The sequence below is a fragment of the Salinihabitans flavidus genome (assembly GCF_900110425.1).
Classification (GTDB): Bacteria; Pseudomonadota; Alphaproteobacteria; order Rhodobacterales; family Rhodobacteraceae; genus Salinihabitans; species Salinihabitans flavidus.
Window position 1 is genome coordinate 74,400 of the sequence record NZ_FODS01000013.1, and the last position, 18,037, is coordinate 92,436.

At 64.5% G+C, this 18,037-nt stretch carries 19 protein-coding genes; 7 read left to right on the forward strand and 12 right to left on the reverse strand.

Translation table 11 applies throughout. The features are described from left to right. Positions 1-5: 5 nt before the first annotated feature. Positions 6-1,652: an electron transfer flavoprotein-ubiquinone oxidoreductase gene (locus tag BMW66_RS11640; RefSeq protein ID WP_093118658.1), complete on the reverse strand. Its 1,647-nt coding sequence runs from the start codon at positions 1,650-1,652 to the stop codon at positions 6-8. Positions 1,653-1,904: 252 nt separating this feature from the next. Between BMW66_RS11640 and greA the strand changes: the two genes are divergently transcribed. After that, positions 1,905-2,375, forward strand: a complete 471-nt coding sequence (gene greA, locus BMW66_RS11645) for a transcription elongation factor GreA (protein ID WP_093118660.1) — start codon at positions 1,905-1,907, stop codon at positions 2,373-2,375. A gap of 29 nt (positions 2,376-2,404) precedes the next feature. Beyond that, on the forward strand, positions 2,405-3,436 hold the full coding sequence (locus BMW66_RS11650) for a hypothetical protein (protein WP_093118662.1): 1,032 nt from the start codon (positions 2,405-2,407) through the stop codon (positions 3,434-3,436). Positions 3,437-3,545: 109 nt separating this feature from the next. On the opposite strand, the gene BMW66_RS11655 is transcribed toward BMW66_RS11650, so the two are convergent. Genes BMW66_RS11655 through BMW66_RS11670 form a run of 4 tightly spaced genes read right to left on the reverse strand, consistent with a single transcriptional unit; the run spans position 3,546 to position 7,643 of the window. Beyond that, a complete protein-coding gene (locus BMW66_RS11655; RefSeq protein ID WP_175483228.1) occupies positions 3,546-5,627 on the reverse strand; it encodes a molybdenum cofactor synthesis domain-containing protein in 2,082 nt (693 codons plus the stop codon). Between the two features lie 20 nt (positions 5,628-5,647). Beyond that, positions 5,648-6,139 (reverse strand): molybdopterin-guanine dinucleotide biosynthesis protein B, encoded by a 492-nt coding sequence (mobB, locus tag BMW66_RS11660; RefSeq protein ID WP_093118664.1) that lies wholly within the window; start codon positions 6,137-6,139, stop codon positions 5,648-5,650. Continuing rightward, entirely contained in the window at positions 6,136-6,759 is a 624-nt protein-coding gene (gene mobA / locus BMW66_RS11665) for a molybdenum cofactor guanylyltransferase MobA (RefSeq protein ID WP_093118666.1), read from the reverse strand. Before mobA ends, mobB begins: the two co-directional genes overlap by 4 nt. Further along, positions 6,756-7,643: a formate dehydrogenase accessory sulfurtransferase FdhD gene (locus BMW66_RS11670; protein WP_425441324.1), complete on the reverse strand. Its 888-nt coding sequence runs from the start codon at positions 7,641-7,643 to the stop codon at positions 6,756-6,758. The genes mobA and BMW66_RS11670 overlap by 4 nt, the downstream gene beginning before the upstream one ends. Positions 7,644-7,701: 58 nt before the next feature. Between BMW66_RS11670 and BMW66_RS11675 the strand changes: the two genes are divergently transcribed. Together BMW66_RS11675 and BMW66_RS11680 are read left to right on the forward strand one after the other, a co-directional pair. Further along, positions 7,702-8,418 (forward strand): AzlC family ABC transporter permease, encoded by a 717-nt coding sequence (locus BMW66_RS11675; protein ID WP_093118671.1) that lies wholly within the window; start codon positions 7,702-7,704, stop codon positions 8,416-8,418. Next, entirely contained in the window at positions 8,415-8,741 is a 327-nt protein-coding gene (locus BMW66_RS11680; protein ID WP_093118673.1) for an AzlD domain-containing protein, read from the forward strand. Before BMW66_RS11675 ends, BMW66_RS11680 begins: the two co-directional genes overlap by 4 nt. Positions 8,742-8,754: 13 nt before the next feature. Here BMW66_RS11680 and BMW66_RS11685 read toward each other — a convergent pair whose 3' ends face one another. The 4 genes from BMW66_RS11685 to BMW66_RS11700 form a co-directional block, all read right to left on the reverse strand. Continuing rightward, positions 8,755-9,384, reverse strand: coding sequence for a hypothetical protein (locus tag BMW66_RS11685; protein ID WP_245729461.1), 630 nt, complete (start codon positions 9,382-9,384; stop codon positions 8,755-8,757). 40 nt (positions 9,385-9,424) lie between these two features. After that, complete coding sequence (locus BMW66_RS11690) at positions 9,425-9,565, reverse strand: aa3-type cytochrome c oxidase subunit IV (protein ID WP_093118675.1); 141 nt, start codon at positions 9,563-9,565, stop codon at positions 9,425-9,427. Positions 9,566-9,690: 125 nt separating this feature from the next. Next, the gene (locus BMW66_RS11695; RefSeq protein WP_093118678.1) at positions 9,691-10,737 is read right to left on the reverse strand and encodes an MBL fold metallo-hydrolase; all 1,047 of its coding nucleotides are present in this window, start codon (positions 10,735-10,737) and stop codon (positions 9,691-9,693) included. Further along, positions 10,734-12,455, reverse strand: a complete 1,722-nt coding sequence (locus BMW66_RS11700; protein ID WP_093118680.1) for an acyl-CoA dehydrogenase — start codon at positions 12,453-12,455, stop codon at positions 10,734-10,736. The genes BMW66_RS11695 and BMW66_RS11700 overlap by 4 nt, the downstream gene beginning before the upstream one ends. A 123-nt stretch (positions 12,456-12,578) precedes the next feature. Here BMW66_RS11700 and BMW66_RS11705 point away from each other — a divergent pair, with 123 nt between their 5' ends. Together BMW66_RS11705 and BMW66_RS11710 are read left to right on the forward strand one after the other, a co-directional pair. Next, entirely contained in the window at positions 12,579-13,529 is a 951-nt protein-coding gene (locus tag BMW66_RS11705; RefSeq protein ID WP_093118682.1) for an L-threonylcarbamoyladenylate synthase, read from the forward strand. A gap of 117 nt (positions 13,530-13,646) precedes the next feature. Next, the gene (locus BMW66_RS11710; protein WP_093118684.1) at positions 13,647-14,102 is read left to right on the forward strand and encodes a hypothetical protein; all 456 of its coding nucleotides are present in this window, start codon (positions 13,647-13,649) and stop codon (positions 14,100-14,102) included. A 2-nt stretch (positions 14,103-14,104) separates the two neighbouring features. On the opposite strand, the gene truA is transcribed toward BMW66_RS11710, so the two are convergent. After that, complete coding sequence (truA, locus tag BMW66_RS11715; RefSeq protein ID WP_093118732.1) at positions 14,105-14,887, reverse strand: tRNA pseudouridine(38-40) synthase TruA; 783 nt, start codon at positions 14,885-14,887, stop codon at positions 14,105-14,107. Positions 14,888-15,249: 362 nt separating this feature from the next. Then, a complete protein-coding gene (locus BMW66_RS20335) occupies positions 15,250-15,459 on the reverse strand; it encodes a hypothetical protein (protein WP_175483225.1) in 210 nt (69 codons plus the stop codon). 382 nt (positions 15,460-15,841) lie between these two features. Here BMW66_RS20335 and BMW66_RS11720 point away from each other — a divergent pair, with 382 nt between their 5' ends. Beyond that, complete coding sequence (locus BMW66_RS11720) at positions 15,842-16,927, forward strand: GGDEF domain-containing protein (RefSeq protein ID WP_093118686.1); 1,086 nt, start codon at positions 15,842-15,844, stop codon at positions 16,925-16,927. An 84-nt stretch (positions 16,928-17,011) separates the two neighbouring features. Here the strand turns inward: BMW66_RS11720 and BMW66_RS11725 are convergent, their stop codons facing one another. Further along, complete coding sequence (locus tag BMW66_RS11725; RefSeq protein ID WP_093118688.1) at positions 17,012-18,022, reverse strand: GlxA family transcriptional regulator; 1,011 nt, start codon at positions 18,020-18,022, stop codon at positions 17,012-17,014. Positions 18,023-18,037 lie beyond the last annotated feature (15 nt).

Below are 18,037 nucleotides of genomic sequence, written 5' to 3' on the forward strand. Positions count from 1 at the left end.
CGCCCTTACATGTTGGGATAGTTCGGCCCGTCGCCGCCCTGCGGCGTGACCCAGTTGATGTTCTGGCTGGGATCCTTGATGTCGCAGGTCTTGCAGTGAACGCAGTTCTGGAAGTTGATCACGAATTCCGGCCCCGCGTCCTTTTCCACGACCTCGTAAACGGCCGCCGGACAATACCGTTGCGCCGGCTCGGCATATTTCGGCAGGTTCACGTCGATCGGAACGCTAGGGTCCTTCAGGGTCAGGTGACAGGGCTGGTTTTCCTCGTGGTTGGTCATCGAGAAGGACACATTGGTCAGCCGATCAAAGGACAGTTTGCCATCGGGCTTGGGGTAGTGGATCGGAGCATGCTTGTCGGCCTCTTCTGTCGCCTCGGCATCGTTCTTGCCGTGCTTCATCGTGCCGAAGACCGAAAAGCCGAGCGTGTTGGTCCACATGTCGAACCCGCCGACCGCGAGCGACGGCAGCAGCCCCCATTTCGACCACATCGGCTTCACGTTGCGAACCTTTTTGAGATCCTTGCCAATCGCGCCCTCGCGCACTTCGGCCTCATAGTCGCTCAGCTCATCGGACCGGCGCCCCGCCTGAAGCGCGGCGTGGGCCGCCTCTGCCGCCGCCTTGCCCGAAAGCATCGCGTTGTGGTTTCCCTTGATACGCGGCACGTTGACCATGCCCACCGAACAGCCAAGAAGCGCCACCCCCGGCGCCACCATCTTCGGCATGGACTGATACCCGCCCTCGGTGATCGCGCGCGCGCCATAGGCGATGCGCTTGCCGCCCTCCAGAAGCTCCGCGACCATGGGATGATGCTTGAACCGCTGGAATTCCATGTAGGGGTAAAGATACGGGTTGCGGTAATTGAGGTGCACCACGAAGCCCACGTAAACCTGATTGTTGTCGATATGATAGATGAATGACCCGCCCCCCGCGTTGGAGCCAAGCGGCCAGCCCATCGTGTGGGTGACGGTGCCCTCGCGGTGCTTGTCGGGATCGATCTCCCATATCTCCTTCATGCCAAGGCCGAATTTCTGCGGTTCCTTGCCGGCGGAGAGATCGAACCTGTCGATCACCTCTTTCGACAGAGAGCCACGCACCCCTTCGGACAGGAAGACGTATTTGCCATGCAGCTCCATGCCCGGCTCATAGTTGGGGCCCTGGCTGCCGTCGGCCTCCTTGCCGAATTCGCCCGCCACGACGCCCTTCACCTCGCCGTCGTCGCCATAGACAATCTCGGAGCAGGACATGCCGGGGAAAATCTCCACCCCCAGTTCCTCGGCCTGCTCGGCCATCCAGCGGCAGACATTGCCCATCGAGACGATGTAGTTGCCGTGGTTGTTCATCAGCGGCGGCATCGGGAAATTGGGCACGCGGATCTGGCCCGCCTCGCCCAGCATGTAGAAATTGTCCTCGCTCACCGGCACGTTGACCGGCGCGCCCTTTTCCTTCCAGTCGGGAATCAGGGCATTGAGGCCGCTCGGGTCCAGAACCGCGCCGGACAGGATATGCGCGCCCACCTCGGACCCCTTTTCGAGCACGACAACCTCAAGATCGGCGTCAAGCTGCTTGAGACGGATCGCGGCCGACAGGCCGGCCGGCCCGGCGCCCACGATTACCACGTCATATTCCATCGCTTCGCGTTCAATTTCGGCCATCTGGCGTCCTTTCCCTGCGGGTGCGGGTAATTTTAGGTCGCGCTTGCGTAGCGTGACAAGGCCCGCATGGTCAATCGGAACACGACGGCACGCGCCCATAAAACGATGCGGGGCCGGGGTTGGGCACGGTTTTACGCTTGCAATGCCGCTCTGCCCTTGCTTTTGAAGGACAGCTCAATGCACTCTGTTCAGACGTAACCAAAACCAACGGGCCGCGGGACCGCCCGCCCCTCACGATCGGGACCGATACCCATGGAAAAGATACCGATGACCCGCGCCGGCTATGCGGCGCTGGAAACAGAATTGAAACAGCTCAAGAGCGTGGAACGCCCCGCGATCATCAGTGCCATCGCCGAGGCCCGCGAACATGGCGACCTGTCGGAGAACGCGGAGTATCACTCCGCGCGCGAGAAACAGTCCTTCATCGAGGGCCGGATCAAGGAAATCGAGGGGGCCCTTGGCCTGGCCGAGGTGATTGATCCGACCAGCCTCTCGGGCTCGATCAAGTTCGGTGCGACGGTGACTCTCGTGGATGAGGATACCGACGAGGAAAAGACCTGGCAGATCGTGGGCGAACACGAGGCCAACATCGAAAAGGGCCTGCTCAACATCAAGTCACCCATCGCCCGTGCCCTCATCGGGAAGGAAGAGGGCGACAGCGTCGAGGTGCGCACCCCCGGCGGGGAAAAGAGCTATGAGGTGCTGAGCATCGCCTACCGCTAATCGCAGTTTCACGATCGCAGGACCGCCCCATGCCAGAGGATACCGAATCGCGCCCGACGCCGCTTGGCCTCTATGATCGCCCGGCAGAGCCGCGCGTGACCGGCATCGAACTGGCCGCCATCATGCTCAGCCTGCTGTGGCTTGGCGCGACGGTGGTGTTCTTTCTGGTGCTCGGGCGCCCCGGCGAGGATGGGCCGGCACCCGACATGTTGCGGTTCCTGATCACGCTGCTGGCGATTTTCCTGCCGGTGGCGATGATCTGGGTCGCGGCCACGGCGGCCCGTTCCTCGCGGGTGATGCGCGAGGAAAGCCGCCGCCTTCAGGCCGCGATCGATGACATGCGCCAGACCTATATGGCGCAGATGCAGGGCCATGGCAGCAAGATGAGCCTCGAACCGTCGGTGGCCAGAAAACTCGACGAAATCGCGGCGGCGCAGCGCAAGACCGAGACGGCGCTGGCGCAGTTCACCACCACCCGCGACACCGGCGGCATCCGCAAGGACCCGGCCGCGGCGCCCGGAACCACGGCGAAAGCGGCAGAAAACCAGGGGCTGCTCGCACTCGGCACCCCGGCGGAGGCGCTGTCGCCGCCGCTGCCGCGCGCCGATTTCATACGCGCGCTGAATTTCCCCGAAACCGAAGACGACGAGGATGGCTTTGCCGCGCTGCGCCGGGCCCTGAAGGACCGACAGGCCGCACAGCTCATTCAGGCGGCGCAGGATGTGCTCACCCTGCTGAGCCAGGACGGCATCTACATGGACGATCTGCGGCCCGATCCCGCCCGTCCCGAAATCTGGCGCCACTTCGCCAAAGGCGAGCGGGGCCGCGCGGTCGCGGCGCTCGGCGGTATCCGCGACCGCTCCTCTCTGGCACTCACGGCGGGGCGGATGAAGCAGGATCCGATCTTCCGGGACGCGGCGCATCACTTCCTGCGCCGCTTCGACAAAAGCTTCGTGGAATTCGAGGAAACCGCCAGCGATACCGATATCGCCGCGCTTTCGGACACCCGCACCGCGCGCGCCTTCATGCTGCTGGGCCGCGTGGCGGGCATCTTCGACTGACACGGCGCGGCCCGCTCCATTGCGAAGCCGCCCACGGCTCTGATCGGCCGCAAGGCGGATCAGAGCGTGCCCTGCGCGCCGAAGGCGCACATTCAGGTCAGACGACCCGTCACAGCCCAAAGGCCGAATAGGGGTAGTAACGCACCGCATCGCCCGGTGCGATCTCGCGCGCGCCGTCCTCAAGCTCCACCAGCCCCTCGGCCCAGCTCAGCCCGCTGATCCGGCCCGACCCTTCGGAGGCGAACACCTCGACCCGGCCATCGCGCAGCCGGGCGCGCAGAAACTCCCGCCGCCCCGGTTTCTTCGACTTGGCGAATCCCGCCGGAAGCAGCATCGGCTCCGGCAGGCTCCAGCCCTGACCGGCCAGAAGCCCCAGCGCCGGACGGGCAAAGACGAGCGTGCAGACCATCGCCGCCACCGGGTTGCCCGGCAGGCCGAAAACCGGAACGCCGCGCCACAGGCCAAGCGCCAGCGGGCGCCCCGGCTTGATGGCGATGCGCCACAGCGCGCGCGATCCCGTCCCACCCAGAAGCGCGGAGACGTGATCCTCGTCGCCGGCCGACGCGCCCCCCGACGTCAGGATCGCATCGGCCCCATCGGCTGCCTTGTCCAGCGCGGCACGCAGCGCGGCGCGGTCGTCGGGCACGCGGCCCATGTCGCGCGGCACCGCGCCGAACCGCTCCAGCATGGCCAGAAGCATGGGCCGGTTTGCGTCGTAGATCTGATGCCCGCTGGCCGGGCCGCCCGCCTCGGCCAGTTCGTCCCCGGTGGAGATCACTGCCACCCGGAGCGCCTCGCGCACCGTCACGTCACCCACGCCCGTCGCGGCCATCAATGCCAGATCAGCGGGGGTGATCACCCGGCCCGCCGGCAGGATCTGCGCCCCTTCGGCCACATCCTCCCCGGCCTCGCGGGTATTGGCGCCGCGCTTTACTGGCCCGCGAAAGGCGATCTCCCCCTCGCCGCGCGTCACATCCTCTTGCAGGATCACCGTGTCGGCCCCCTCCGGCAGGCTCGCGCCCGTCAGGATACGCAGCGCATGACCGCCGGGCAGCGCCGCGCCATAGGGCACCCCCGCCGCAGACCGGCCCGGCGCCAGCGGCAACACCTGCGCGCCCGCGCCCGTATCCGAATGAGCGAAGGCATAGCCATCCACCGCGCTGTTGGGCTGCGGCGGGTTGGCCCGCGCGGCCCGCACCGGCTCCGCCAGAACGCGGCCGAGCGTCTGCACCGCCGCCAGCCGCACCGCCCCTGTCACGGGGCCGAGCCGCCCGCGCAACAGCTCATGCGCCTCGTCCACGGGCGCCCAGTCCACCCCCGCCGGCAGAGCAAAGCAATCGTCCCGAAGGGGGGGTGGGTGCAAACCACCGGAAGCCGCCTTCTCGAGTTTGTCCTCGTGGCCCAATCCCATGATCCATCCCTCCTCAGGAGCGGATACATCCAGCATGTCCGACAGATCATCCAGAGACAAGCGGGCAACGGCGCGCGCGAGAAGGCGCACTTGATGCGCATCGCGGATACCGCCCAGAGCCGACGCTTTCTTGACGGCTCCGTTGATCAGCGTTGGCCAGACTTCCACCACAGCCACAGGGGAACTGAGTGGCTCAAAAGGCCAGACCGCCAACTGTCCGTCAAAGCGATGGCGTAGCCTGTTGAGTACTGGAAGCCCGGTCAACACCTGTCCGCCCACGGCCCCGGCACCCCCCATCTGCCAGCACGTGAAAGCGCCGCGCGCAATGTTCTCGACAACTCGCCGGTCTGGAAGACCGTGACCCCTCCGCGTGTTTTGGCGCGGCAGGTGAGCAATGTCGCGTTTCAGACCATTGAACCAGAAAGGACCAGTCCCGGGAAAGCGCGCGTTAATCTCCCCAGCCAGATCAAAGCGGGTGTTGGCACGGGGCGTATCCTCAATCCGCGCCTCCAACCATTCCCAAACAGCGAAAGGGTCCGGACATCCTGTCAGTCCTGCCGCGAACCCCTTCGGGAAACCGAACGGAAAATCGAAGCCAAGCAGGAGCCTACGACCAGCGGAGCATTCACCCTCGATCAGTTCAGTCAGCGCAGCTTCGGCCACCGCACGATTTCGCAGATAACGCGGGGGCAACTCCACACCATCTCGAACCAGCCCCAGCCAGATCGCATCCTTTCGCGGTGTCGGCCCTGTATCATTACCCCCCGACCAGTCGACCATCGCAACCGTGTTGAACGGTATCACAACCCCACCTCCCGCAGGATGAAGTCGGCAATCGCACGGGTATCGTCCAGATCGAACACAGGCCGGTCAAGCGTCAGCGGCACATCCGAGGCCACGGCGCGCACTGTCGGCTCGTCCGGCGCGATGAGCGGGTTTCCGGTCTCGGCGCGGTGCGCCTCCACCTTGGGGTGACTGTCGCGCTTGTAGCCCTCCACCAGCACCAGATCGACCGGCGCGAGCCGCGCCAGAAGCTCCGAAAGCGGCGGTTCCTGCTCGCCGTCAAGCTCATGCATGAGCGCCCACCGCCGCCCCGAGGCCAAAAGCACCTCGCGCGCGCCGGCGCTTCTGTGGCGGTGGCTGTCCTTGCCGGGTTGATCCACGTCGAAGCTGTGATGGGCGTGTTTCACGGTGGAGACGGAAAACCCGCGCCCGGTGATCTCTGTCACCAGCCGCTCCATCAACCCGGTCTTGCCGGCGTTCTTCCAGCCGGTGACCCCGTAGATCCTCATTCCCGGCCCTTCCCCATCAAGCGCCGCGCCTGATCCAGGTCGTCGGGCGTGTTCACGTTGAAGAACGGATCGCCCGCGCCGGTATCGAACACCGCCGTGCCCGCGTCATGCGCCTGCGTCCAGATCACCACCTTGCGCAGCCCGCCCCGAAGCGCCGCGCGCAGATCGTCGCGCAGCGCGACCGGCCAGAGCCCGAAGGTCGGCTGATGCCAGATCCGGCCGGTCTCATCCTCCGTCGCCGCAAGCGCCAGCGGATGCGCGCACCCTTCGGCCGCCAGAAGCAGGCGCGGCACCAGATCGCAGGGGAAAAACGGCGTGTCGGCGGCGGCGGTCACGATCGCCTCGCCCCCCTGCCCGGCGGCCCAGTCGAGCCCGGCCAGAACCCCCGCCAGCGGTCCGGCAAAGCCCTCGATACTGTCGGGCAGCACCGGCAGGCCAAGATCGTCGAACCGACCCGCATCGCCATTGGCGTTGAGCGCGAGCCCCGCCACCTGCGGCGCCAGCCGGTCGATGACATGTTCAAGGATCGACCGCCCGCCAAGATCGAGCCGCCCCTTGTCGCCGCCGCCCATGCGCGTGGCCAGCCCACCCGCGAGGATCACGCCCAGTGGCTGTTTCAAGTCCGCGCCCCCTTGCGGCTGTGCTTGCGCGCCTCGTCGGGCACGGCGGAGGGGTCCGCGTCGCGCACAAGACGCTCTTCGCCCGACAGGCAGACGAAGCGTTGCCCGCGCATCCGCCCGATCAGCGTCAGCCCGACCTGCTGCGCGATCTCCACCCCCCACGCGGTGAAGCCGGAGCGCGAGGCAAGCACCGGGATGCCCATGAGCGCGGTCTTGATCACCATCTCCGACGTCAACCGCCCGGTGGTGTAAAGGATCTTGTCCGCCGCGCCGATCCCTTCGGAGAACATCCAGCCGGCGATCTTGTCCACCGCGTTGTGCCGGCCCACGTCCTCCATGTAGACAAGCGGGCGCCCCTCCCGGCACAGCACCGTGCCGTGGATCGCCCCCGCCTCGAGGTAAAGCGAGGGCGTGCGGTTGATCGTGTGGGCCAGCGCATAAAGATCGGAGGTTTTCACCTGCGCCGGCGGAAGCGTCAGATCCTCCAGCCCCTCCATCATGTCGCCAAAGACCGTGCCCACCGCGCAGCCGCTGGTGCGGGTCTTCTTGGCGAGCTTGTCCTCGTGGCTGGTCTGCTCCGCGGTGCGCACCACCACGGTCTCCAGATCCTCGTCGTAATCCACGCCGGTGACCGTGTCGCTGTCGCGCAGCATCCCCTGATTGCGCAGGAACCCCAGCGCGAGGTAATCGGGATAGTCGCCGATGGTCATCGCGGTGACGATTTCCCGCGCGTTGAGAAAGATGGTCAGGGGGCGTTCCTCCACCACGCGGATCTCCACGGCCTCGCCCTGCTGATCGGTGCCGGTGACGGCGCGGGTCAGACGCTCCGCCTGCGGATCGGGGGCAATCACATAGTGCTGCGCGACGTCACTGCTGCGGGTCAATTGCATCTCTCCGTTTTGGCGGGTAGGGATTTTCCGGCTCCGACTCTAGAGGCTTTACATGGCATCCTCCACCACCAATTCGGCCTATTGGCAGGGCGTGCGCGACGGCGCGCCCTTTGTTCTGGTGGTCGCGCCCTTTGCGCTTCTGTTCGGCGTGGTGGCGACGGAGGCGGGCCTCAACCTTCTGGAAACAATGGCGTTTTCGGTTCTGGTGATTGCCGGGGCATCGCAGTTCACCGCATTGCAGCTTCTGACGGAGAATGCGCCCACGGTGATCGTTCTGGCCTCGGCGCTGGCGGTGAACCTGCGCATGGCGATGTATTCGGCCTCTCTCGTGCCGCATCTGGGCGCCGCGCCCTTGTGGCAGCGGGCCTTCGCGGCCTATTTCCTCGTCGATCAGAGCTATGCCATGGGGATCGTGAAATACGAACGCGACCGCGACATGAGCCTGCGCGAGAAGATGGCCTATTTCTTCGGAGTGGTCACGCCGATCTGCCCGAACTGGTATCTCTTCACCCTGATCGGGGCGCTGGTGGGGCAGAAGATCCCGCCGGAGATGGCACTCGATTTCGCAGTGCCGATCACCTTCATCGCGCTGACCGCGCCGATGCTGCGCACGGGGGCCCATGTCGCCGCCGCGCTCATGTCGGTGACGCTGGCGCTTGTTCTTGCCGGGCTCCCGTACAACTCGGGGCTTCTTGTCGCCGGGATCGGCGGAATGATCACCGGCGCGCAGGCCGAGCTCTGGATGGAACGGCGGGGGATGAAGGTATGACCATCGACACCGGCACACTCTGGATCGTGATCATCGGGCTTGGACTGGGCAGTTTCGCGTTGCGCTTTTTCTTTCTGGGGGTGATCGGGGACCGGCCCCTGCCACGCTGGGTGCTGCGGCATCTGCGCTATACGGCGGTGGCGGTCCTGCCCGGGCTGGTGGCCCCGCTGGTAATCTGGCCGGCCGCCACGGGCGGCAGCACCGATATACCGCGTCTGACCGCCGCGCTCGTCACGCTGGCGGTCGGGATCACCACGAAAAACGTGCTCTTGTCGATCTTCTGCGGGGCGGCCACGCTCTACGCTGGGATATTCCTGTTCTGAAACCGTCGTCTGCTCAGCCACCAGCGCGTTTCATCGCCGCGTAATCCTCTGGCACGAAATTGCGCAGAACTTTCGTCTTGTCGTCGTCGTCGTATTCGTAAAGCCGCTGTATGGTGGCCCCCTTGGCGGCGAAATCGTCGATCAGGCGCTTGGGAAAATAAGTGCGCCCGATGTCGCCGAAACCGGGAAGTTGCGACAGCAGGTCGGAGGTGGCATAGGCGCATTGCGCCTGGCTCACCGGGCCATAGGCAAGCGCCTTCTGCAACGCCATCTCTGCCACCTGTGGGCTGACTTCCAGCTCCTGCACCACGACGTGATAGGTCTTGCGCGCGTGAAAGCGGGTGTAGACGTCAACCATGTAAGGGGTCATGCCGTAGACGACATCGTCATGCGATACGATCCCCTCCTTACGGAACGATCCCGCGGGATCGAAGGCGACGCGCTGCGATCCGTTGATCAGGATGGAGCTGTGCGCGCCCGCTCCGGTATCGTTGTTGAGCATCGTGTAAAGCGTGAGCTTGGGCGGCCCGTCATGCCGGAAAATGGCCCTGGACACCTCTTCGGGGGAGGCGCCGCCCTTGTTGGGGGTGGTGCAGGCTGTCACCGAAACAAGCGCGGCCAGCAGCGAAAGGATGCGAAGCATGATATACATGGTCAGGCCCTGCCCGCGCTATGCAAGGCAATCAACTGTTGAAAATCGCCAGGAAGATCAGGATGGCGATCACCCCGCCCGCGGCCCACATCATCCACCTGACGAAGCCGGCGAAGGTCTGCTCCTGAACCTCGGTATTCATTTCGCCATGCTTGTGCTCTTGCTCGGCCATGTTCACGGTTCCTCTCGTATGCGTTTGGGCAGTTGGTTACTGTATTCGCGCAGCTCTGTCACGAGGTCAATCGCGCATGGGCACCCTGCCGCAAATATGTGATCGAACCCCGAGGCACGCAACCCTCAGACCATTTGCCAGAGCCAGGCGCCATCGTCCCGGCGGCGGCGGCGCACGTCGCCCTGATGCAACAGGTGGTTGAGATGGGCAATCGCCTCCACCAGCGCAAGGCCATAGGCCTCGCCCCGGATCTCGCGCTTGAAGACCGGCACGAAACACTCCGCGGCGGTGCGCTCCTCGGTCAGAAACGCCCGAAGCCGCGACAGCGCACCCTCGTGGTTTTCGATCAACTGCCGCATTCGTAGCGGAAGGCCGGTAAAGGGCACCTTGTGCCCGCCAAGCGCGATCTGATCGGGGCGGGCCAGCCGCGACAGCCGTTCGCAGCTTTCAAGCCACTCGCCCAGCGGGTCGGCGTGGGGCTCTGTCGCATAGACCCCGATGTTGGAGCTGATCGACGGCAGGATCTGATCGCCCGACAGCACGAGGTTGTCATCCCGGCTCCAGAATGTGGCCTGCTCTGGCGCGTGGCCGTGACCGATATGAACATCCCAGTCGCGCCCGCCGATGGTGATCACGTCATCCTGCTGAATCCGGCGAAAGCCAAGCGGCATCGGCGCCACCACATCGGCAAAGTTGAAGGGCCGCTCGCTGGCCCGCTTGTGAAACAGCTCTTCGTCCATCCCGGCGCTGCGCCAGAAATCAAGCGTTTCCTGCTTGGGCACCGCATGCACGTCAAGTTGCAGCATCCGCGCGAAAAGCCAGCTTGTCCGCGTCGCCCAAAGCTCCGCGCCATGCTCGCTCTGGAACCACCCGGCAAGGCCGACATGATCGGGATGGTGATGGGTCAGGATCACGCGCGTGACCGGTTTGCCCTTGAGCGCGCCCTCTTGTAGCAGCGCGGTCCAGATCGCGCGGCTCTCGTCCGTTCCGATCCCGGTGTCGATGATGGTCCAGCCGTCACCCTCGTCGAAGGCATAGATATTGACGTGGTCGAGCGCGAAAGGCAGTGGCAGGCGAATCCAAAGCACCCCCTCGGCCACCTCGCGGGCGGTGCCCGGCTCCGGCGGTGTGTCCCATGGATAGCGGATGGCGGGGGCGGCGGCGGTAGTCATAATGCGGCAAGATCCTCTGCGCTGAGGGCATAAAGCCCCTCCGCCCCCTGACGCACATGGGCCAGAAGTCCGGCATGTTCGGGCAGCAGACGGGTGATGTAGAACCGCGCCAGTCGGGCGCGCGGGCTGTCGTAACCCGCCGCCATCGCCGCCTGCAAGTGGTAATGCCCGCCCAGAACCCGCGCGAAGGCGGTCAGATAGGGCACCGCCCCGGCGAAACGGTCATTGAAATCGTCCTGCTCGATCAGCCATTCGGTCGCCTCGCGCAGGGTCTCGGCCGCCTGCCACACCGGCTCTGCCAGATCCGGCAGCTTGCCGCGCACCGATTCGGCGAACCCCTCGATCTCGTCCAGCAGGGCAAAAGCCGCCTCGCCGCCGTCCATCATCTTGCGCGCCACGAGGTCCATCGCCTGAATGCCGTTGGTGCCCTCGTAGATCGCGGTCACGCGCACATCGCGGGAAAACTGCGCCGCGCCGGTTTCCTCTATATAGCCCATGCCGCCATGCACCTGCACGCCGATCTCGGACACGCGGATGCCCGTGTCGGTTCCGAAGGCCTTGGCAATCGGCGTCAGGAAGGCGGCGCGCGCCGTCCAGTCCGCCTCGCCGGTGGCGTGGCCCATGTCGATCGCCACCGCGCACGACAGAGCGATCGCCCGCGCGGCAAAGACATCCGCCTTCATCGTCAGAAGCATCCGCCGCACATCGGCATGATCGACGATCATTCCGGTGCCACCCTCGATGGGGCTGCGGCCCTGCTTGCGATCCTGCGCATAGGCCAGCGCGTGCTGATAGGCCGCCTCGGCCACGCCGATCCCCTGTCCGCCGACGCCAAGGCGCGCGTTGTTCATCATGGTGAACATCGCCTTCAGCCCGTCGTGCGGCTCTCCGACAAGCCAGCCGGTCGCGCCATCGTACTGCATCACCGCGGTGGGCGATCCGTGCAGGCCCATCTTGTGCTCAAGGCTCACCACCTTGAGCGTATTGGCCTTGCCGGGATTGCCGCTTTCGTCGGGGATGTACTTGGGCACCATGAACAGGCTGATCCCCTTGCTGCCGGGCACCGCGTCCGGCAGCCGCGCCAGCACCAGGTGGCAGACATTGCCGGTGAAATCATTGTCCCCCCACGAGATATAGATCTTCTGCCCGGTGATCGCATGGGTGCCGTCACCGTTCGGCTCCGCCCTCGTGCGAAGCGCGCCCACGTCCGAGCCGGCCTGCGGCTCTGTCAGGTTCATCGTGCCCGACCATTCGCCGGAAATCAGCTTGGGCAGGTAAAGCGCCTTGAGCTCGTCGCTCGCGTGCGCCTCCAGCGCCTCGATCTGGCCCTGAGTCATCAGCGGGTTGAGTTGCAGCGACAGGCACGATTGCGCCATCATCTCGTTCACGGCGGTGGTCACGGTCAGCGGCAGACCCATGCCGCCATGCTCCGCCCCCGCGCTGGTGGAGATCCAGCCGCCCTCGGCGATCTTGCCATAGGCTTCGGCAAAGCCGGGCGAGGTGCGCACGACACCGTTCTCAAGCACCGCAGGATGCAGATCGCCATTGCGCCAGACCGGATACATGACCTCTTCGCACATGCGGCCCGCTTCCGACAGGATGGCATCCACCGTGTCGCGGTCGGCCTCGGCGAAGGTCTCGGTTCCGATGACCTGACCAAGGCCCACGACATGATCGAACAGAAAGGTGTAATCCGCGACAGGGGCGCGATAGGGCATGGTTTGCTCCAATCCGGCTTGGCTTTGACGACCCGCACTTGTATGCAGTTTCACACCACAGGGTAAGGCCCCGCGCCGCCCGGTCAAAGCAAAACGCAGCGTCACCGAAGGCCCGCGCCATCCATGCAAACCGAAACGCTCCGCCCCGACAGCGCAGGCCATGCGCGCGCCGCCGCGATCCTGCGCGCGGGCGGTCTTGTCGCCATGCCGACGGAAACGGTCTACGGTCTGGCCGGGGACGCGCGCAATGATACCGCCGTCGCCCGGATCTTCGAGGCCAAGGGCCGCCCGCGCTTTAACCCGCTGATCGTGCACCTGCCGGATCCGGACGCCGCGCGCGATTACGTGGAGTGGCCGCACCGCGCCGATGCTCTGGCCCGTGCCTTCTGGCCCGGCCCGCTGACGCTCGTACTGCCGCTGAAGGCCGGGGCCGGGCTGTCGCCGCTTGTCACCGCCGGGCTGCCGACACTGGCGGTGCGCGTGCCCGCCCACCCGGTCGCCCGCGCGCTTCTGACGGAATTCGGCGGCCCGCTCGCCGCGCCCTCGGCCAACCCCTCGGGCCGGATCAGCCCGACCACCGCCGCGCATGTGAAGGCCGGGCTGGATGGCCGGATCGAGGCGATCCTCGACGGCGGCCCCTGCGATGTGGGACTGGAAAGCACCATCGTCGGGCTGGATGGCGAGACCCCCGTTCTGCTGCGCCCGGGCGGTCTGCCGCAAGAGGCGCTGGAGGCCGCGTTGGGGCAACCGCTGGCCGACCGCCACACCGGCGATCCGCTCACCGCGCCGGGACAGATGAGCTCGCACTACGCTCCCGACGCGCCGCTGCGCCTGAACGCTGGCGCCGCGCGTGAGGGCGAGGTGCTGCTTGGCTTCGGCCTGGTGGACTGCGCCCTCAACCTCAGCCGCGCGGGCGATCTGGTGGAGGCGGCGGCCAACCTGTTCCACCACCTGCACGCGCTCGACGCGCAAGGCGCGCGCGCCATCGCCGTCTCACCCATCCCCGACAGAGGTCTGGGCCGCGCCATCAACGACCGTCTGCGCCGCGCCGCCGCGCCACGCCCGCCGGGCTGATGGCCGCCAGACAACCCTTTACAATTACCACCTCCCGCGCGACCCTTTCATGGGAAATGAGCCGGCAATTTCCCCTTCGACGCTCGGAAGGGGGGAACATTCCGGAGACAGGTCAACATGGACAGCATCGGCAGCTACCTGAAGAAACACACCGAAGCTCTGGTCAAGGATATCGGCATCGAAACCGCCTGCGCCATTACCGGCAAATCCAAGGCCACGTTGGGACGCTACTATTCCACCATGCCCGACCATTCCGAACGCTTCATTCCGGTGGACACCGTCGCCACCCTCGAAAAGCAGGCGAAATATCCCCATGTCACCGCCGCGCTGGCCGAATTGAACGCCATCACGCTGTCGTATGACAAGCTGAATCACAATGTCGCCCCCGGTCGCCTCAACGCCGATGTGATCAAGCTGGCGCAGAGGTTTGCCATCCTGATGGCCGAATACAACCAGGCAACCGAGAACGGGATCATCACCAACAACGAAAGCAAACGCCTGTTGCAAGAGGCGGTCGCGCTGCAACAGGTGCTGCTCGACATGAAGGCGCATCTCCAGGACGAAACCGGCTGACGCTACCGCGATTGCCCGGCACCGAACGGATCGTCGGGATAGACCACCCCGGCGAGGTAAAGCCCCTGCGGCGGCGCCACTGGCCCGCAGGCGGCGCGGTCGCGCGCCGCAAGCGCCACGCCCACATCCTCGGGCCGCCAGCGCCCCGCGCCCACCCGCTCCAGCGTGCCGACGAAACTGCGCACCTGATTGTGCAGGAAAGACCGCGCGCGCACATGAAACCGGACCTCGGGCCCCCAGAGATCCTCCACAAGCTCCACCCGCAGCGCGTCCAGCGTCTTGACCGGGCTGGCCGCCTGACAGATCGACGAGCGAAAGGTGGTGAAATCATGATGCCCGACAAGGTGATCGGCCCCCGCCTGCATCGCGCCCACATCCAGATCGCGCCCGACCCGCCAGACCAGCCCGCGCAGATGCGTCGCCGGCGCGCGCCGCAGCAGGATACGGTAAAGATACCGCCGCTCGACGGCCGTGAACCGCGCGTGCCAGTCCTCCGCCACCCGCGCGGCCCCCACAATCGCCACCGGCGCGGGCTTGAGATGATGGTTGAGCGCCTCTGACAGGCGAAACGGCTCCCAGTCCTTTTGCAGATCGCAATGCGCCACCTGCGCCAGCCCATGCACGCCCGCATCGGTCCGCCCGGCGGCGGCAATGGCATGCGGCCCCGGCTCCAGCCGCGCCAGCGCCGCCTCTATCGCCCCCTGAATCGAAGGCTGATCGGCCTGCCTCTGCCATCCGGCAAAGGGGCCGCCATCATATTCCACCCTGAGCGCAAATCTCGGCATCCCCCCGCCATAGCGCCGCTTCGCGCGAAGGTCCATATCGGGGACGTCCGGGCCAAAGCGGCGTTCCAAGCATCGGGAGGCGACTGGCATACACCAGCCCGGTCCAGGGGAAACCCCGCCTCAGGATGAACGCTCAATGGCAGGTCACGTCGAGCGGAAGAAGGCCCAAGCACGCCCTTGAAGGGCATCAGATCGTGACAAACCCATTCAGAGCCTTGCAAGACCGCGAACAGAGCATATTTTATAATGGCGTCGGTCCTCGATCAGAGAACGTACGCAACTCATCTAAATCATCGCCCTGACGCTGATCAGGCAACCGTGATTTTCCTGAGATCGCCCCGCCCGGCGTGTCGCCGGGCCGGTTATTCAACATGTGAGGTCGTGATGGGAAAAGGCAACAACAAGCGCGGAAACAAGGAAATCAAGAAGCCGAAGCAGGAGAAATCCAAGACTTTGGCGACAGCCAATACCGGCGCCGCGAAGCCGGTCTCGATAGGTGCGACGAAGGTCAAGTAAGTCGATTGGCGGGCGAGCACAGAACGCTCGCCCGCGTCCTGATCCGGTGCGCCCATGGCCCCCCGGATGAAGGGGCCTGCCTGCCCCTGCGGGAGCGGCCTGTTTTCAGCCGCGTGACGGTCTTCGCGGAGGTGAAATCGCCCGCGGACAGCAGTCGCAACCCGTCCATCCGGTCAGGTTGCCGCAGTCGCGAACCCGTCCATCTGGTCAGTTCCCACCAGTCGTGAAACATGACTAGGCTGAGCAGCCGGGATCGTTTGAAATCCAGCTCCGTGGATTCTCTCAGGCACAAAAGAACAAAAAATAGACGTAGATGAAAGACCCTGTCATGTCGGTCTATAAATACCTGAAACGCCAAATCTCAACAAAGTTCAAAACCGCAGCAATTCATTTTGTTCGAAATACACTGCGGTGACAACTCACTATCTCATATCGATAATGAACCTGGCCGGATTGATGGCGTTGATCGCGGTGGCCTCCTATGGCGCGTTCAAATTGATTTCCCAAAGTATCGTTCAACAAATATTCTTTGGCATCATCCTCGGTGCAGGTGCTGTGCTTGTTTCCCTTCAACCGATCATGCACGCGAGCGGGGTTCAGAACGATCCACGCAACCTTTTTGTTGGTGTTGCCGCTGCGATTTTTGGCCCGTTGGCTGGCATAATCACATTTTTCATGGCGGCCACCACCCGATACTATGAGGCTGCCCCATCGGCTTACGTTTGCATTTTTTCACTTTTTGTCGCCGGATGTGCAGGGCTCGTCTGGAGGCATTATACGCGGAATATAGAGCGCAAGCGTCAAGTGCACTTCGTCATTCTGGGCTTGACCATCAGCCTATCCTACATCTCCACCTTCCTGCTGCCTCGTGATCATTGGCAGGACATTTTTACGACAGCAGTTCCGATTCTGGTTATGACAAATATCGTAGGTGCAATGATTCTGGGGGGCTTGCTCGAACGTCACCACCACCAGAAAGAACGAGAGAGGGAATTGCTCGATCAAGCGTCATTTGACCCATTGACTGGCGCGATGAATCGTCGAGCTTTTGAGAAGAAGTACGAGACGTCCATCTTGTCCCGGACATCTTCGGGCATAGCCCTCATTATCGTTGACCTGGACCGCTTCAAAGACGTCAACGACACCTACGGGCATATTGTTGGTGACAGGGTTTTGGTTGGCGTTTCCCAAATCCTTCAGCACAGTATTCGTGACGGCGATCTGTCCGCCCGTTTCGGGGGGGACGAGTTTATCCTGTGCCTGCCTGATATAGCTGTCAGCGATGTGAAAACGATAATCGATCGAATCCAGGACTCCATAGCCAAGTTTGGAATGAATGAGTTCAATTTCGATCTGAGTTTGACTGTGAGTATTGGCGTATGCTGGAGTCAAGAGCCTCAGAGATTGGAAGCCGCGTTAGAGATTGCCGATCGATCCTTGTACCATGCCAAAGCGGATGGCAAAAATCAGTCAGTGTCGAATAGTGAGACCTCTCTTGCTACCAAGGCGTTGAATGCCGTCTAGGGAAAGTCTGATCATTGGCTCCGTCACCGCGAAGATTGCGGCCTGACGATTCTTCAGCGAACAAGACGCGCCATTTCTGAACGACTATGCGGGCCTGTCTGTCGCGAACTTGCGGCGGTAGCTGCCGGGGGACACGCGGGCGATGCGCTTGAAAAGGCGCCGGAAGGCCGCAGCGTCCTCGTAGCCGACGTCCCAGCTGATCTGGTCTATGGGCAGGTCGGTCTGCTCCAGCCTGCGCTTCGCCGCGTCGATACGCACCTGTTGGACGTAGCCGATGGGGGAAAGCCCCGTCGCGCGCTTGAACCGCCTCTCGAAGGCGCGCGGTGAAAGACCCGATCTGCCTGTCATCTCCGCGACCGGGCTGGCCACCGAGAAATTCGTCTCCAGCCAGTCCTGCATCCCGCGCACCATGCCATCGCCGTGCTGGGTCTGTGGCAGGAACGGCAGGTAGGGGGCCTGACCCTCGGCGTGCCGCTCGAGCAGCTCGAACTTCGCGACCGCCTGCGCGGCGACGGGGCTGACGAAACGGCCGATCAGGTAGAGAACGAGATCCTGCCAAGAGGCCGCCCCGCCCGACATGGCGAATTCCTCGCGCGCGCCGGCGGTGACGAGCACCTCGTCAACGCGCAACTCGACGTTGGGGAACGCCTGCCGGAAACCGGGTCCGAAGGCCCAATGGGTCGTCGCCTGCCGGCCATCGAGAAGCCCGGTTTCCGCCAGCAGCCCAAGCCCGGTGCAGGCCGAGCACAGCATCGCCCCCTGCGCGTGCATCCTTTGCATCCACGCCACGAGATCTGGGTGGCATCCGGTTGTCCAGCCTTCGTCAACGGCCATCATCGGCACTATGACGATGCCGGTTTGCTCGACCTCGTCCACCGCGCGCTGGATCGTGATCGGCAGGCCGCTTCCCGCGGCCACGGTCGACCGCGCTGTCCCGACGATGTCGACCGCGAAGGGCGGGGACGCAGGCACGCCTTCATGAAACTGCGCCACGATCGGAAAGGCCGTGAGCACCTCGTAAAGGCCGGCAATCGGCATCGCCAGGGTTCCCGGAACGGCAACCAGGCTCACATGCAGGGGCAGATTTTCGGTCATTCTTGTCCTCCACGA

Excerpts from the sequence above, each read along its gene's own strand:
- BMW66_RS11640 (WP_093118658.1), bottom strand. The coding sequence starts at position 1,652 with ATGGCCGAAATTGAACGCGAAGCGATGGAATATGACGTGGTAATCGTG.
- greA (WP_093118660.1), top strand. The coding sequence starts at position 1,905 with ATGGAAAAGATACCGATGACCCGCGCCGGCTATGCGGCGCTGGAAACA.
- BMW66_RS11650 (WP_093118662.1), top strand. The coding sequence starts at position 2,405 with ATGCCAGAGGATACCGAATCGCGCCCGACGCCGCTTGGCCTCTATGAT.
- BMW66_RS11655 (WP_175483228.1), bottom strand. The coding sequence starts at position 5,627 with ATGGTCGACTGGTCGGGGGGTAATGATACAGGGCCGACACCGCGAAAG.
- mobB (WP_093118664.1), bottom strand. The coding sequence starts at position 6,139 with ATGAGGATCTACGGGGTCACCGGCTGGAAGAACGCCGGCAAGACCGGG.
- BMW66_RS11675 (WP_093118671.1), top strand. The coding sequence starts at position 7,702 with ATGGCATCCTCCACCACCAATTCGGCCTATTGGCAGGGCGTGCGCGAC.
- BMW66_RS11680 (WP_093118673.1), top strand. The coding sequence starts at position 8,415 with ATGACCATCGACACCGGCACACTCTGGATCGTGATCATCGGGCTTGGA.
- BMW66_RS11685 (WP_245729461.1), bottom strand. The coding sequence starts at position 9,384 with ATGCTTCGCATCCTTTCGCTGCTGGCCGCGCTTGTTTCGGTGACAGCC.
- BMW66_RS11690 (WP_093118675.1), bottom strand. The coding sequence starts at position 9,565 with ATGGCCGAGCAAGAGCACAAGCATGGCGAAATGAATACCGAGGTTCAG.
- BMW66_RS11695 (WP_093118678.1), bottom strand. The coding sequence starts at position 10,737 with ATGACTACCGCCGCCGCCCCCGCCATCCGCTATCCATGGGACACACCG.
- BMW66_RS11700 (WP_093118680.1), bottom strand. The coding sequence starts at position 12,455 with ATGCCCTATCGCGCCCCTGTCGCGGATTACACCTTTCTGTTCGATCAT.
- BMW66_RS11705 (WP_093118682.1), top strand. The coding sequence starts at position 12,579 with ATGCAAACCGAAACGCTCCGCCCCGACAGCGCAGGCCATGCGCGCGCC.
- BMW66_RS11710 (WP_093118684.1), top strand. The coding sequence starts at position 13,647 with ATGGACAGCATCGGCAGCTACCTGAAGAAACACACCGAAGCTCTGGTC.
- truA (WP_093118732.1), bottom strand. The coding sequence starts at position 14,887 with ATGCCGAGATTTGCGCTCAGGGTGGAATATGATGGCGGCCCCTTTGCC.
- BMW66_RS20335 (WP_175483225.1), bottom strand. The coding sequence starts at position 15,459 with ATGGGCGCACCGGATCAGGACGCGGGCGAGCGTTCTGTGCTCGCCCGC.
- BMW66_RS11720 (WP_093118686.1), top strand. The coding sequence starts at position 15,842 with ATGAACCTGGCCGGATTGATGGCGTTGATCGCGGTGGCCTCCTATGGC.
- BMW66_RS11725 (WP_093118688.1), bottom strand. The coding sequence starts at position 18,022 with ATGACCGAAAATCTGCCCCTGCATGTGAGCCTGGTTGCCGTTCCGGGA.